The sequence below is a fragment of the Sphingomonas lacusdianchii genome (genome assembly GCF_022664395.1).
GTDB classification, from domain to species: domain Bacteria; phylum Pseudomonadota; class Alphaproteobacteria; order Sphingomonadales; family Sphingomonadaceae; genus Sphingomonas; species Sphingomonas lacusdianchii.
The window spans coordinates 1-13,500 of sequence record NZ_JAKRET010000038.1 but is presented as its reverse complement, the minus strand read 5'-3'; the positions used below and the strand labels follow the sequence as shown (position 1 = coordinate 13,500).

General features: G+C 60.0%; 8 protein-coding genes. 6 read left to right on the top strand and 2 right to left on the bottom strand.

Features of this window, described 5'->3' with window-relative positions:
* Positions 1-309 precede the first annotated feature (309 nt).
* A complete protein-coding gene (locus MF607_RS21740) occupies positions 310-2,673 on the top strand; it encodes a calcium-binding protein (RefSeq protein WP_242122236.1) in 2,364 nt (787 codons plus the stop codon).
* A gap of 62 nt (positions 2,674-2,735) precedes the next feature.
* On the opposite strand, the gene MF607_RS21735 is transcribed toward MF607_RS21740, so the two are convergent.
* Complete coding sequence (locus tag MF607_RS21735; RefSeq protein ID WP_242122233.1) at positions 2,736-4,559, bottom strand: methyl-accepting chemotaxis protein; 1,824 nt, start codon at positions 4,557-4,559, stop codon at positions 2,736-2,738.
* A 1,487-nt stretch (positions 4,560-6,046) separates the two neighbouring features.
* On the opposite strand from MF607_RS21735, the gene MF607_RS21730 reads away from it, so the two are divergent.
* Entirely contained in the window at positions 6,047-7,330 is a 1,284-nt protein-coding gene (locus tag MF607_RS21730) for a hypothetical protein (RefSeq protein WP_242122230.1), read from the top strand.
* 40 nt (positions 7,331-7,370) lie between these two features.
* Here the strand turns inward: MF607_RS21730 and MF607_RS21725 are convergent, their stop codons facing one another.
* Positions 7,371-8,345, bottom strand: coding sequence for a hypothetical protein (locus tag MF607_RS21725; RefSeq protein WP_242122223.1), 975 nt, complete (start codon positions 8,343-8,345; stop codon positions 7,371-7,373).
* A gap of 666 nt (positions 8,346-9,011) precedes the next feature.
* On the opposite strand from MF607_RS21725, the gene MF607_RS21720 reads away from it, so the two are divergent.
* The 4 genes from MF607_RS21720 (at position 9,012) to MF607_RS21705 (ending at position 13,061) form a co-directional block, all read left to right on the top strand.
* Complete coding sequence (locus MF607_RS21720) at positions 9,012-10,568, top strand: nucleotidyl cyclase domain-containing protein (protein WP_242122220.1); 1,557 nt, start codon at positions 9,012-9,014, stop codon at positions 10,566-10,568.
* Positions 10,565-11,302 carry an E2 domain-containing protein gene (locus MF607_RS21715; protein WP_347340917.1) on the top strand — a complete coding sequence of 246 codons (738 nt, stop codon included), beginning with the start codon at positions 10,565-10,567 and terminating at the stop codon, positions 11,300-11,302. The genes MF607_RS21720 and MF607_RS21715 overlap by 4 nt, the downstream gene beginning before the upstream one ends.
* Positions 11,289-12,215 carry a TIR domain-containing protein gene (locus tag MF607_RS21710; protein WP_242122218.1) on the top strand — a complete coding sequence of 309 codons (927 nt, stop codon included), beginning with the start codon at positions 11,289-11,291 and terminating at the stop codon, positions 12,213-12,215. The genes MF607_RS21715 and MF607_RS21710 overlap by 14 nt, the downstream gene beginning before the upstream one ends.
* Positions 12,216-12,359: 144 nt before the next feature.
* Positions 12,360-13,061, top strand: a complete 702-nt coding sequence (locus tag MF607_RS21705; RefSeq protein ID WP_242122216.1) for an adenylate/guanylate cyclase domain-containing protein — start codon at positions 12,360-12,362, stop codon at positions 13,059-13,061.
* Positions 13,062-13,500: the final 439 nt, after the last annotated feature.

Sequence of the window (13,500 nt, the reverse complement as noted above, 5' to 3'; positions counted from 1 at the left end):
GCGACTATCAGTCTTATCGCCGCTTGACTGCCAACAACGTAATTCTGGCCGCGCTAAAGGGCTCTTGTCGCTTAACGTCTGGTGGCGAGCGGGCGATCAACACCTCACCTGTATAACTGATGACCCATTCTCGGACATTCGCACCCCCTTTCACGATACCAAACTTCAGACGTTCGTTCAGCTTACGTGGGCGACTGGTCCTTTCAGCTACCGCGAGGCGCTCGAACTCTCCACTCGACCGGATCGTACGCTCGCTTGCGCGTGCCGAGGTTGGCTTCCATAACCCGCTGAATTCAGGGGGAGGAAATTATGCAGATCGACGGCACTGTTGCGTCTGAAACGCTATCGGGCACGGATGGGGACGACGTCATCAATGGCTATGCCGGCTTCGACATCATCAACGGACGCGGCGGCAACGATGTAATCAACGGCGGCGACGATGGAGACTCGTTGGAAGGGGGCGCTGGCGATGACATTCTAGATGGCGGAGATGGCAACGACTTCGTCAATGACTTCACCAACGGCTCGGACACCCTGCGTGGTGGAGCGGGCGCTGATACGATCAACGTCAGCCATTTTGGCGCGACGGGATTAACCGAGACGATCGTCATCGACGCCGGGACTGGCGATGACCGGGTCGATTTCAACAGTTCTGCCAAGGGAACGGCGACGATCGATCTTGGTGACGGCGCCGATCGACTGTCGTTCGGGACAGTATCCAACGCCTTGTTGACGATCACCACGGGTGCCGGTCGCGATACGATCGTTCTGCAACCGTATACTTCGACCGGGAATGCGCCTGTCATCACCGATTTCCAGACCGGCGATGCGGGCGACATTTTTGAACTCAGCGAGTATGTCGCCCGGACGACGATCAATTGGGATGGCTCCAATCCGTTCGGTCCAGCAGGCTTTCTGCGGTTGGTTCAGTCAGGCACGACGGTCCTGTTGGAAGCAGATCGCGATGGACCTACTGGCTCCATGTCCGGCTTCGTGACGTTAGCACGCTTTGAGAACAGCTTGGTCGAAGCGTTTACCGCAGCAAACTTCGGCGGATATGCACCGTCGGGCGCCGCGGTGGTCGGCAGGACGATTACCGGCACGGACAACTTCGATACCCTAACTGGAACGGTCGGTGCTGACGTCATCAGCGGTTTCGCCGGTCGCGACCAGATTGACGGTCGCAATGGTAACGACAGCATCGATGGCGGTGCCGATAGCGACACCATCCAGGGCGGCTTCGGGAACGACGTCATCGACGGTGGCGATGGTGATGACTTGATCAGCGACACGGGTGGATCAGACACGATACGTGGTGGTGCAGGCAACGATTCCATTTTCGTGTCGCATTCGTCTAATGGAACTGCCGAAACGATCCGGATCGAAGGCGGCACAGGAGACGACGTTGTTTCCTACTACGTCTTCAGTCCCGGCACCGGTTCGATCGATCTTGGTGAGGGTGCCGACCGACTCATTCTAGGGAACGGACAGGCGGCACGGGCAACGCTTGGTAGCGGACGCGATCGCGTTGAGTTCGCGAGCTTTGCACCGCAGAACGCCATTCCGACGGTAACCGACTTCAAGGCAGGTGCGGACGGCGATATCGTTGATATCAGCACGAACTTTACCTTCGGCTTCCAAGGCTGGGACGGGTCGAACCCGTTCGGTAGCAGCGGCTATCTGCGACTGCTTCAAGCCGGCAAGGACACGCTATTCCAGATCGATCGTGATGGTGCGGCCGGTCGAAATAGCGGTTTCCAAACCATCGGCCGGTTGGAGAACGTCGATGCCTTTTTGCTTACCGCTGAAAACTTTGGTGGCTACGCACCAAAGGTCGTCAACGGTGCCGATCTTGCAACCGCCGTCGTAACCACTCCCCAAGTCGTGACCGAGGGCATCGATCAAACGTTCACGATCGGGTTGACGTTCAAGAGCGTGACTAGCCTCAACACATTCGTGTCGATGAGCTTCGTCACTGACATCTCCTCTGCGACCAACGGCAGCGATGTAAGCATCGGTACTTTCTCCGGAAACTTCTCGATCACCCAATCGCCGGCCGGCGACTATCGCGTCAATCTGGGCTCGGTAGCGATCCTCGATGATGGGCTTGTCGAAAGTGACGAGACGATCGCGATCCGGATCACTGCGACCGGCCAGCTGTTCGACACCGGGACCGATAGCACCATCGTTCAAATTAGTCTGCGTAGCGACGATCGAGCCGGTACGGACGGGGCCGACGTCCTGAACGGCACGGCGGGCAACGATATCCTGCGCGGTTTCGCAGGGGCCGACACACTTACCGGACTTGCCGGACGCGATCTGCTGGAAGGTGGTCAGGGTAATGACGTTCTCTCCGGTGGCAGCGGCAGTGACGTCTTCCTGTTCGCAGGTACCATGCTTGGCAATGACAGGATCAAGGATTTTGGCGTCGATGATCTACTGGTAACGACGCTCAAGCTGGTCGACCGGGACGGCGACAGCGTCATTGGCTTTGGTTCTGACCGCGACCTCGACTTCGCCGGCGGTGGGCAGGCTGTCATTACTTCCGATGCTGGTACCCGAGTAACCAGTCTGGAGTATGACGGCAGTTTTGTCGCCGACAACATTACTTACTATGTTTACAGCCGGGCGGGTTCCAGCGTTGGCCTCGCTGAGGCCGACGCCTTGATATGAGATGTGGAAGGCGGACCTTGTCTCGTACAATGAAATCGTAAGCAAGGTCCGCTATTGCATGTCTAAAATTCTGACCAATCTTCTGCTACGGCAGTTGCGCGACCTGCGGCGACCGACCGTCGGTCCGGGGATACTATCCTTCGCTGGAGCCGATGAACTGGGTTTCCGGGCCTGCGGGAAACGTCCGGGGCGCTCTGGCTCAGTTTGAACTGAGCGACCTGTCCTGCCAGGGCATTAGCCTGATCGGCCAAACTACGTGCGGCAGCGGTCGCTTGTTCGACCATAGCAGCGTTCTGCTGCGTCACACTATCCATCTCCCCCACTGCGGTGCTGACTTGCTGCAACCCGACTGCCTGCTGTTCTGCAGCGGTTGCGATCTGGCGGACCAGCTCGCTGATTTCGTTCACCCGGGCGTTGATCCGAACCAGGGCAGTCCCGGCCTCGTTTACAAGGGCGACTCCGGTATCAACCTGCTCGGTTGCTGACGTGATGCGGCCCTTGACGTCACGGGCCGCGTCGGCTGAACGCTGTGCCAAGGCCCGGACCTCACTGGCCACGACGGCAAATCCCTTACCCGCGTCGCCTGCCCGCGCAGCTTCCACGCCGGCGTTCAATGCCAACAGGTTGGTCTGAAATGCGATCGCATCGATCACGCCAATGATCTCTCCGATCTCCCCAGAAGCTCGTTCAATTCCGCCCATGGCGACAACCGCACGCTCAACCACCTTCGCAGACTGTTCGGTTTCAACGCGGGTCGCTTTGACGGTATCGTTCGCCACCGCCGCACTGCGTGCCGTTTCGCGAACGGTACTGGTGATCTCCTCCATCGCCGCCGCGGTTTGTTCAAGACTGGCCGCCTGCTGTTCGGTACGTCGTGAGAGATCGTCGGAAGCGGCGCGGATGTCTTCAGCACTGCCGTTGATACCATCTGCAGCGTGCGTGACCGTCCCCATCACCCGCGACATCGATTCCATAGCCGCATTGAAGTCCTGTTCCAACGCAACGTACCCTGCGGGCAAGTTCGTCAGACGCGTTGCCAGATCAGCCTTGGCAAGGCGTGCAAGTCCTCCGCCGACCTCCGCCACTACAGCTTTCTGTTCGCGGTCAGCTCGAATTTTTCGTAGGGCGGCGTCGCGGAACACCACGACTGCTCTGCCGATCTTACCGATCTCGTCACGGCGATCGGCGTCGGGCATGCTGACGTCGTTATCCCCCCGGGCCAGCGCCTCCATCACCAGCGCAATATCAACGACGGGTCGGGCAATGGAACGCGAGAGCAGCCAACCCATCAGTCCCGCCAATGCTACGGCGAGCGCTCCCCCGAGCGCGAGCGTCCAGGTGACGAAGCGTTCGGCCTGCCGCTTGGCGGCGTCCTGCCGAGCGACCCACGCCGATTGTGCAGCTTGGATCTCCTCATGTGCCTTACGCATGGCACCGAGCTGCTTGGCGCCGGCGAGATCGCGCGCCTGGCCTCGCGTTGCGGGGTCGGCGAATGCGGCAATCGTCGGCCGAACCTTGTCCTGCTGCCATGCGGCTACTGCATCAGTAAATTTCGCGAGACGAGCTTTCTGATCCGGTCGATCGGCGTGCCGGGCGAACTGTACGGATGCTTTCTGGATCAACATCGTGTTCTCTCGATAGGTATCGAGGAACGCCTTTTTACCCAACAGGACGTATCCCCGTACCGCGCTCTGTCCTTCGACCACGCCACCCAGCAAGTCGTCGGCATATTCCGAAGCGAGCCTCGCCTCATCGCGCATGACTGCCACTTGTTGCAGCGTGCGAACGTTCACAAACACCACGATGCTTACGATCGTGAACGTTGCAATGAGCGATGCAAAAGCAAACGCCAGCTTACGGGGTATCGAAATATCGTGCAGTGTCATACGCCTTCCATTCGGAACAGAAGCATACGAGAACTGCATTAACAGCGTTATAATCACCAAATCGTGTATAGTATAACGCGCATCGATAACTCTTCAAGTACACGATCGGGAAGGGTAAAGTTGGACGTTATCCCAAGCCAATCCCTCGTGCAGCTGAGCGGTTAAGCCCTGCCGCTCTCGTGAGGACGACCCACAATCGGCCATTCGAAGGTCCCTGACCGCTTCCCGACTTCCGACATTCATTCATGTCGACCTTGGCGGGCCTTTATGTACCGAGTGAGCGATGGGAACGGCGTGGATTGGTGCAAGTCGGAAGGACAGCTATTGACCAATTCGGACGCGGTCCGTCAGCTTGGGAAGCTTAAGGAAAATTCCGCTTGCCACCACTGCCTGTTCTCGGTCGTGTCAACACACCGATCAAACTTTCCTACGGCGGATGGCATGGACAGCACCGAAAATGCTCGAGGAACCCGCGCCAACCAGCTGAACGAGTTTTGCAGTTCCTCGTAACTGACCCGCCCGGCCTCGCCGTTTAGCCGCCATAACAGTTGGGCAGATCGTTCTGACCCCGACGAATAGCCGGTCAGCCCGTGGCAAAGGCCGTTGCGCATTTTGAGTGCAGGTTGAAGCTGCTGAATAAGGGAGTCGGCCAACCGTCCCCGCAACTGTTCAGTGTCGTTTGCATGAGGGAGATTGCCGCGCCAAGAACGGAGGCATGCTGCAATGCCGTGTGCTGGCCTTGGGACCATCCCGCAACGTCTGGCGACCTGCTCCCGCAACTCCCGCTCGATGTCGGCCCATAGGAAAAGTAAAGATCCGAGACAGGCTTGCATATCACGTATCGACACCGTCGTATTGCAAGGCATCATCTATCCCTGCACGACATATGCTAACAAACGGTTTCCGATTGCCTAGTTCAGCATCAGATGAAGCGCTAGGTCGGACGTCTAGAAAATGGGCGGAAGTGGATAACCCATTCAAACATGACGACCCAGATGCGGTCGTTCAGACCGCCATCCCCGCTCCCCGACTCCTGCCATTCATTCATGTTCTAAATCGGGTTCGAAGGCCTAGGTACTTCCGATGCTAACACGGCGAGATTTGGGACTTTTCTGCCGTTCCTAGGCCACAGGTTGAACGTCGGCCTTTGCCAGCAGTTGACGTTCAGCGCTCGTTCGCATGGCGTTGTTCTATGAGTGAAGTTGGACCGGTTCCTGAATGACCGCATTTCGCCAACTGATAACGAAAGCGGACGCGCAAGTGCGAAGGTGCGAGCCGAGCTTAAGCGGTAAAAAAAAAGACGATTCACTGCGATCAAGCGCACGTCGGGCAGCTCGCCGCGTGCACCGCGCGCCTTTCCGCAATCCGCCGACTCAGCGCTCGGCCCAATCCTTTTTTCAGCGCTCCATAGGTCTCCCGCCGCCAAGACCCCGTCCTCTGCGGATTCTGCTTGGCGCTGACCGCTAATAGAGACCACAAAGGTGCGTATGAAGATCAGCCGCAGCAAGAAATATGTCACTGACCAGATGCTCGGTGCCTTGCTGCGCGAATTCGAGGCAGGCACCGACATCAGCAGCGGCGGACTCAGCTATAAACATTATGACTTCAACGAACTGTACGAGATCCTGCCCGACGCCTTCGCGGTCAAACCCGCGGTCAGCCGGTCGGAGGCAATCGGACTGTTTTCAAAGGCGCTCAGAAAATGCCGCCACGCCGGGACAATGACGGCCGAGGCGCTGATTAAGGAAGCGTCGGCGATCCAGCACAAGGAGCTGGCGGTTCCGCTCGTGTCCTTCACGATGTGGACCAAGTTCCGCGCGCGGAGCATGGCGCATGCAAAAGGTTTCAGGCTGGAGTGGCGCGGCGTCAAACTTCGCTCGGCGGCGCATCTGCCCAAATGGCTGCGGCGTAGCGAATATCTTCTGAATGGCGTCGGGCGCATCTACCCCGATCGGCCGCATTTCTATGGCCATGTCATCCTTAGCTGTGACGACCGGAACGAGGATCGGGCCGTCGATCGAATGATGGATGCGCTCCAGCTGATGTTGGGTCTGCTTAACATGTACGAGACATGGCGCCGCCACACGCACTGGGGCGGACGGGACTGGACCGAGGGAAAGCTCTGGCTCGGGCCCAACCAGTTCGTCTTTCGCAAGAAGCAGTTCCGCGGCGAGGAGCGCATCTGGTACAATCCGGACTATGATGCGGAGGCCTGGGAGCGCAACCCGCCTGACGTGAAGCGCGTCCTGCAGGTCGTCCCTCGGGCCAAGAAAGCGCTGGCGGCGCTCGACGCACATCCCCTGCGCGACATGTTAGTGCGCGCCGTGATGCTGTTTCAGGACGGGTTCGCGAGCCGCGACAGCAGCCAGCGCCTGCTGCGCTACTGGTCTGCGCTGGAACAACTGTATGTCGAGGCCGACGCCAAGAACGGGTCGAATGAAAAGGTGATCGAGCGCTCGCTGTTCGGCGAGCTCGAACCCGAACTTTCGCGCTGGAAACTAGCGCATATTGCACGTCTGCGGAACGACTATGTCCATGCCGGGGCGTCGGGGGACGATCTCCACGATCTATGCCAGTTCCTGCGCGAGCTGCTCGCCCGCCACATCAACCACTGGATCTTCTGCGGCCATGATCTGCCCGATCACATGGCCCTTCTCCAGCTTGTCAAGCTCCCGGGCGACAAGGCCCAGCTCGAACAGCTTCGCGCGATGATTGATCGCCGCCTCGGCTATTTCAGAGATGCACCGCCGCCATCCGACGGCGCCGGCTGAGGTATACCGGGCCTTTCCGGCCAAGCCAGAAGCATTGGGCTCAGCGTTTGCGACCTCGCCGCGTAGCGCCGCCACCTGTACGACGCGCGCGCCGTCGCCTGGCTAGCGTCGTCTCGGGACCATCGGGGTAGCGGCGATCGAACTCCGCCCGCGCCGCGTCCCAACTGTTCGTGGCGCGCAGCAAGGCGACTGTCTCTGCGAGCGTCGTCGACCGCACGCCATAGCGTCCGACCAGCTGGGTCCGCACCATCGTGCCGGCATCGAGCTTGGCGGGGCATGCGACGACCGGATCGCCGAAGAAGCACCAGTGCGCGGCCATTCGCGCCAGCCCCTCCGGACCGAGGCAGCCGACAAGCCCGCGATCAAGCAGCATCGCGCAGCGATAATAGACGTCGGATGCCATGATGGCGTGACGCGGTCGCCAGTCGACCACCTCCCCGGCAGTGATGTCGGGCAGCGACAAGGTCCATTTGCCGGCCCGCTTGGGCCAGCGGGTCAGGGTGGCGACAAGTTTGGGATCGGCGCGCAGCGCGGCCAGTTGCGGACTGGCGCGGTTGGAGCGGTGGACGACGCAGTTGCGCGCGATCTCAAAAAAGCTGGCCATGTACGCAACATCGGTGATCAGCGCAGGATCGACGCCGAACATGGCATCGAGGCCCTTGAGTGCTCCTGCCCCGTCCGCGCGCGGCCGTACCGGTGAGAGCCCCGCGCGTGTAAACTCCGCCTCGGCCCCGGTACGATAATCTTCAAGCGCCGCGGTTGCGCGCGCAATGCCGATTTCCGCGAGGAAGGTCGCGGCGTCCTTGACGGGCGCTACAAGATTTCGCCAGCGCGTCGTCTTGCCCCAAGGCTCGCCGCCGGTCGGCAGGACGAACGCCGCCTCGTCAGTCCCGGCGGGCAGCTGCTGTGTCAGCGCTTCAAGGGCGCCGAAGGTCACCTTGATGTTGCGGTTGAACCAGTTGTGAAACTCGATCAGCCGAACCCCCGGCTCGCTGAGCGCGGTATCGATATTCATGAAAAGCCCCCTCCCTCCTTGATTCGCCGCCCGGTAGAACTCGGACCGCACTGCCAGCCGGTCGCCATCCAGCCGGCGCCAGAGCTCAAACGTATTGCTGCCGTCGCGCGCTTGGTGAACAATCGGCTGGGTACGCCATCAAGAACCCGAAAGCGATCAGCCTGCAATCATCTCTCTTGGCCGACCACCGGACTCTCGCGAACGTCTGCTTTCGAGATCTGTGACGGATCAGGCCAACGACCGAGATTAGGGCGCAAAGCCGACCGGCCGGTTTGTGCTACCCGGATGGCGGGTTTTCGCGAAGGCCGACGATCGTAACGCCGACGCTGAACGTCTTGAGTTGGTCGGGAGCTGCCGCCCTTCCCTTTTGTCCCGCCGACCAAGCACAGACGTTGTCAGCCCCATTTTCGCAAGCGCAGTTTCTGCCGTTCGCTCATCTCGCGCTGGCGCAGCTTCCTAGGTCACAACCGCTCGGTTTTGATACCGATTCCTCTTCCTTACCTAGTGGAAAGCGGTCCGTCTGCGATCGACGGCAATCTTCAAAACTTCCAGAATGGATGCTATTTTGTTCCGCTGGTCGATGTAAGTATGTTAGCGTTAAGGTTCGAAGAAGAATGAAATTTTTGTGCGCCTGAGGCCAAAGGCCACTCGATGGGAGAGGATTGCGTGAGCTGGAGTTATTTGCGCGCTCAGAACAGAATAGCGTCGTCTATCGCGGCGACCCCACAGATGCGCGTTGAGCTTTTTGAGGCAGAGTATCTTCCCCGTATTCGCGAGGTCCGGGCGAAGATGGGCGATGCAGAGACACCCCGGGTAGTAAGGGACCTTGGCCCCGGCGACGCCGTCCTCACAGATACCGTCCAACTTTACATTAACGTCATCAATTATGATGCCATGCGGCGTGATGCCGGAGCGGAGACCGAAGCGAGCCATGCTCGCGCACTCTCTTTCCTTCATCTCCACTACGCGGCTCTGGATAGGGCCTCGGACGGCGTGGGTGCGCAGCGCATCGACTATCATGGTCCGCGGATGCATGCAGTGGTGACTATCGATCATCCTCAGGACTCGACGAACGTCCGCGAGGCGGTGGCGCGAGCACTGCAGCTTGCTCAGGAAACAATCGCACTGTCGGAGGCTGCTAGCCGCGACATACTGCGCGGGCAGACGCGTCCGGTGTTCCGGATCGGGATCGACATTGGGCGGTGCGTGGCCATCGACTCTGGGCGGAAGGACGAGCGAGAACCGCTGTTCATCGGCGGTGCGGCAAACCACGCGGCCAAGCTAGCCGAGGGGTCATCCCCCGGCATCTATCCGTCCGATCGCGTTCGAGCCTTGTTCGGACTTCGGCAGGTAGGCGGCATCGTCGCTGAGCGCGTCAGCAAGGCGAGCGAGTACGAGGTCGCGTCGCTCGGCGCAGGCTCCGTTCTGGATGCCGAACGCATCGAGCGCCGAGCCGATGACCTTCGAACGGCGATGCGGACCCACAGGGACGCTACCATTGGAATGGCAGGCTTCGTCTTTCACCATCATCGGCCTCCGCTCAGATCCATCGACTATTCAAGGCTGAGCCCGTCGCGCAGCGTGCGCATGCCGCTCGTGTCGATCTTCGCTGATCTCGACGGCTACACCGCGTACGTCGACGCGGCGATGGCCAGTGGCGGTACCGCAGAGGCAGTTCGTGATCTGCACGTGATCCGGGGCGAACTGAATGCGGTGCTTCAGGACGACTTCGATGGCCGGAAGGTGCGCTTTATCGGCGACTGCATCCACGGGCTAATTGCAGTCGGCGACGATCAGCGCACTGACGAACGTACCAGCGTAGAGAAGGCTACTGCGTGCGTCGGAGCCCTACGATCGTCCTTTGATCTTTGCATCGAGATGCTACCCACGGCGCGGCGCCTCGGCCTTGCGATCGGTTTTGAGATCGGCTCTACGCCTATTAGCCGGATCGGGATCCGAGGTGATCGATCCGTCCGCGTCGCCTCAAGCCATGCAACGCTTGCATCGGAGGAATGCCAGGCCGTCTGCTCTGGCACCGAAACGAGGATCGGCGACCATGCCTACACGTTGGCCTCGCCCGACACGCGCCGACTGTTTCCCGCGAACGGCAAGTCGAAGAATCTCAATTTTGACACGGTCCTTCTGCAGTCTCAGCCGGCGGCTGCGGCCGTTGAAGAAGCAGACGCGCCCGTTGCGGAAAATCGCTCCTACGGTGGCTTCTGAGCACGGCGTTCGTCGTCCTGGCCGCTACGCGGGCGCCAAGCTGGGCCGAGATTGAAGAGGATGGTGACGGCATCCTCGTCGCGGCGCAGCCGCCGCATCCCAGTGGGCGGCCTGGAATACTTTATCACCTGCGGGTTCGTGCGACCGACCGTCTCACCGTGGCCGAGGTGGAGCCCGGCACCTTGCTGCCCAGGCGATGTCCCGAACGCCACGTTACTTACGATGGCAGCTTCTGTCTTGGACTTGACCCGTTCGGCTGCACCGCCGATGAGGTGGACGACTTCTGGGCTAAGCTCAGATCGTACCTTCTCTGCCAGCAGTTCGCCGACACGCGAGGCCAGTGGCCGACTGGGCGCTGGCTGTCTCATGGCGACGCCGCGCGTCATCAGCTCGCGGCTGAAGCCGCTGCGGAACGTGCAGGGCTTGCTGCTAGGTACCGGAAGGCGCTTGAGTTCGGCATGGGCCGTCTAGCGGGCCCCCTGCCATCCGAGAGCTTCGGCACGCGGTCGTCGGCGTCGAAATCTGTACGTCGTCTCGCGATTGAGGACCTGATCGGCGCGGAGAACAGAAGGCGGGCAGCTGAGGCTGCGTTCGCTGACACCTACGTGCTTTGGGGCGTCCGCTGCTGCGGCACCATGCATGACTGCCCTATCCGGGATCGCGAAGCAGCGATGGAGAACGCCGCCCAAGCAACATCAACACCATCTGGCGAGGAACGAAATGGCTTTGATTGACAGGCTGTCTGGAGAAACCGGCCGGCGCCTCCGACTGGAGGCGATTGCCGGTAACAAGCTCGTCAGCGGCAACGCCGAGCTTGCGAACGAGGTATGCGAGAAGGCTGAACTCGTGGCGATCAACAAGGGCGACAAGCTGATCGAACAGGACGCCGACGACAACGACCTTTATCTCTTGCTCGTCGGAACCGTCGAGATCGTTGTAAATGGTCGGCCGCAGGCAAAGCGGACGGCCGGGGATCATGTGGGCGAGATGTCGGCCATACAGCCGACGCAACGCCGATCGGCGGACGTTATCGCAACAGACGAGGTAATTGCCGCCAAACTAACAGAGGACGATCTCGCGCAGCTCGGCACGAAGTATCCGGAAATCTATCGTACGATAGCAAAGGAGCTCGCTCGTCGATTGCTGCAGCGGAACGCCGGCATCGGAGCCTATCGTGACCGCATCCGCGTCTTCATAATCTCGTCTGTCAGCGCCATTCCGATCGCTCGCGAGATCCAGAGTGGGCTCGAGTACGACAATTTCAACGTCGTAGTGTGGACTGATGGCGTGTTCCGCGCCACCAGCTACACTTTGCAGACGTTAGAGGACGAGGTTGATCGTGCTGACTTCGCAATCGCCATTGCGCATCCGGACGACGTAACGACCGATGAGAAGAAGACGATTGAGTGGCCAAGCCCTCGTGACAACGTCGTCTTCGAGCTGGGGCTCTTCATGGGCAGGCTCGGCCGATCCCGCGCTCTGCTCATGGAACCCCGAGGAGAAAAGTTGAAGCTGCCTAGCGACCTAGCCGGCGTGACCACGATCACCTATCGGTTCGAAGAGGGTCGTGATGCGGCCGCGGCCATGGCCCCAGCCTGCAACCAGCTGAGGAAGCATATGCGGGAGCTTGGCCCGAATAACGGCTAAGCATCGGGCGCCCGCCGGGTGATCGCGCGCCCGGCGGGAACTAGCATGTATAAGCGCTCGATAGTTCTGCCCCCCCCGGGTCGACCACCACCGCAGCGGCAGTGAGGACGGACCTTCCTTTAAACACCTACAGGATTTGCCCTTTTGACCCTCAAGAAGGACTTGGACGACGCAGTTGCCAACATCTTCCGTGAAGCTTGGACAGTGACCAACGGCACCGTCGTGCCCGATAGCACCGACCTCACGCTGTCGAACACAGGACGAGCACTGCAAGCTACCGTTCTTTATGCCGATTTGGCGGCTTCGACCCGGCTCGTTGATGGATGGCAGCGCGAGTTTGCAGCCGAAATTTATAAGACCTTCCTGCTCGTCGCGGCGCGTATCATCCGATCCCAAGGCGGTACGATAACCGCCTACGACGGTGACAGGGTTATGGCGATCTATCTCGGCAAGTCGCAGAGCAGCGACGCCGTAAAGACGGCTTTTAAGATACATTGGGCATGTGACAACATCATACAGCCGAAGCTGGAGGCGCAGTATTCGAACGAGAACTTCAAAATTTCCCACACCTGCGGCATCGACCATTCGTCTGTTATGGCGGCCAAGACCGGCGTACGGGGCGCGAACGACCTAGTATGGGTCGGCCGCGCAGCAAACTACGCCGCTAAGCTGAGCAACGAGAGCAGCGCAACACCGACTTGGATTACTGCGGACGTCTACGACAGACTGTCGGATACCGCCAAATACGGCGGCAATCCAAGACAGGACATGTGGACACCGCACATATGGTCGTCGATGGATAACCAGCTCGTCTACAAGTCCAACTGGCACTGGAGTATTTATTGATTGCTACTACGCACACTGTGTGTATTGCAGCGGCTCGGCGGGTCGATAAGTTTGAAGGGGCCATTGCCGAGATCAATGAACGTCTGAAGTTGGGGGCGAAGAAAGGCTTAGTGTCTGCTTTGGGGGTAGGTGTCGCAACCGGACGGTTGTGATCCTGCCCGTTGGCGCATGGATTCGTGCTGGTTTCAAAACGTTAAAGGGGCGCGTTACAAGTCCGCTTACGGTTCTGAGGGCGACCCGTTCATGCCCCCCGGCCCCACCGACTGAACGAACGTCCGCTTCTTCGCGATTGCGGCTCGAAAGCGGCCATTCCGGCCGCTGTACATTATTGGGCCACGGATTCACGGTAGCGGCTTGGCGAGCAGAGGCGTGAAGCCATCGGCGTCGAGTTCGAGGTTTTCGGCCCAGACGTAGTCGCCGGTGAGATTGATGCGGTCCC

Bases quoted from the DNA above. Each gene is read 5' to 3' on its own strand.
- MF607_RS21740 (WP_242122236.1), top strand. From the start codon at position 310: ATGCAGATCGACGGCACTGTTGCGTCTGAAACGCTATCGGGCACGGAT.
- MF607_RS21735 (WP_242122233.1), bottom strand. From the start codon at position 4,559: ATGACACTGCACGATATTTCGATACCCCGTAAGCTGGCGTTTGCTTTT.
- MF607_RS21730 (WP_242122230.1), top strand. From the start codon at position 6,047: ATGAAGATCAGCCGCAGCAAGAAATATGTCACTGACCAGATGCTCGGT.
- MF607_RS21725 (WP_242122223.1), bottom strand. From the start codon at position 8,345: ATGAATATCGATACCGCGCTCAGCGAGCCGGGGGTTCGGCTGATCGAG.
- MF607_RS21710 (WP_242122218.1), top strand. From the start codon at position 11,289: ATGGCTTTGATTGACAGGCTGTCTGGAGAAACCGGCCGGCGCCTCCGA.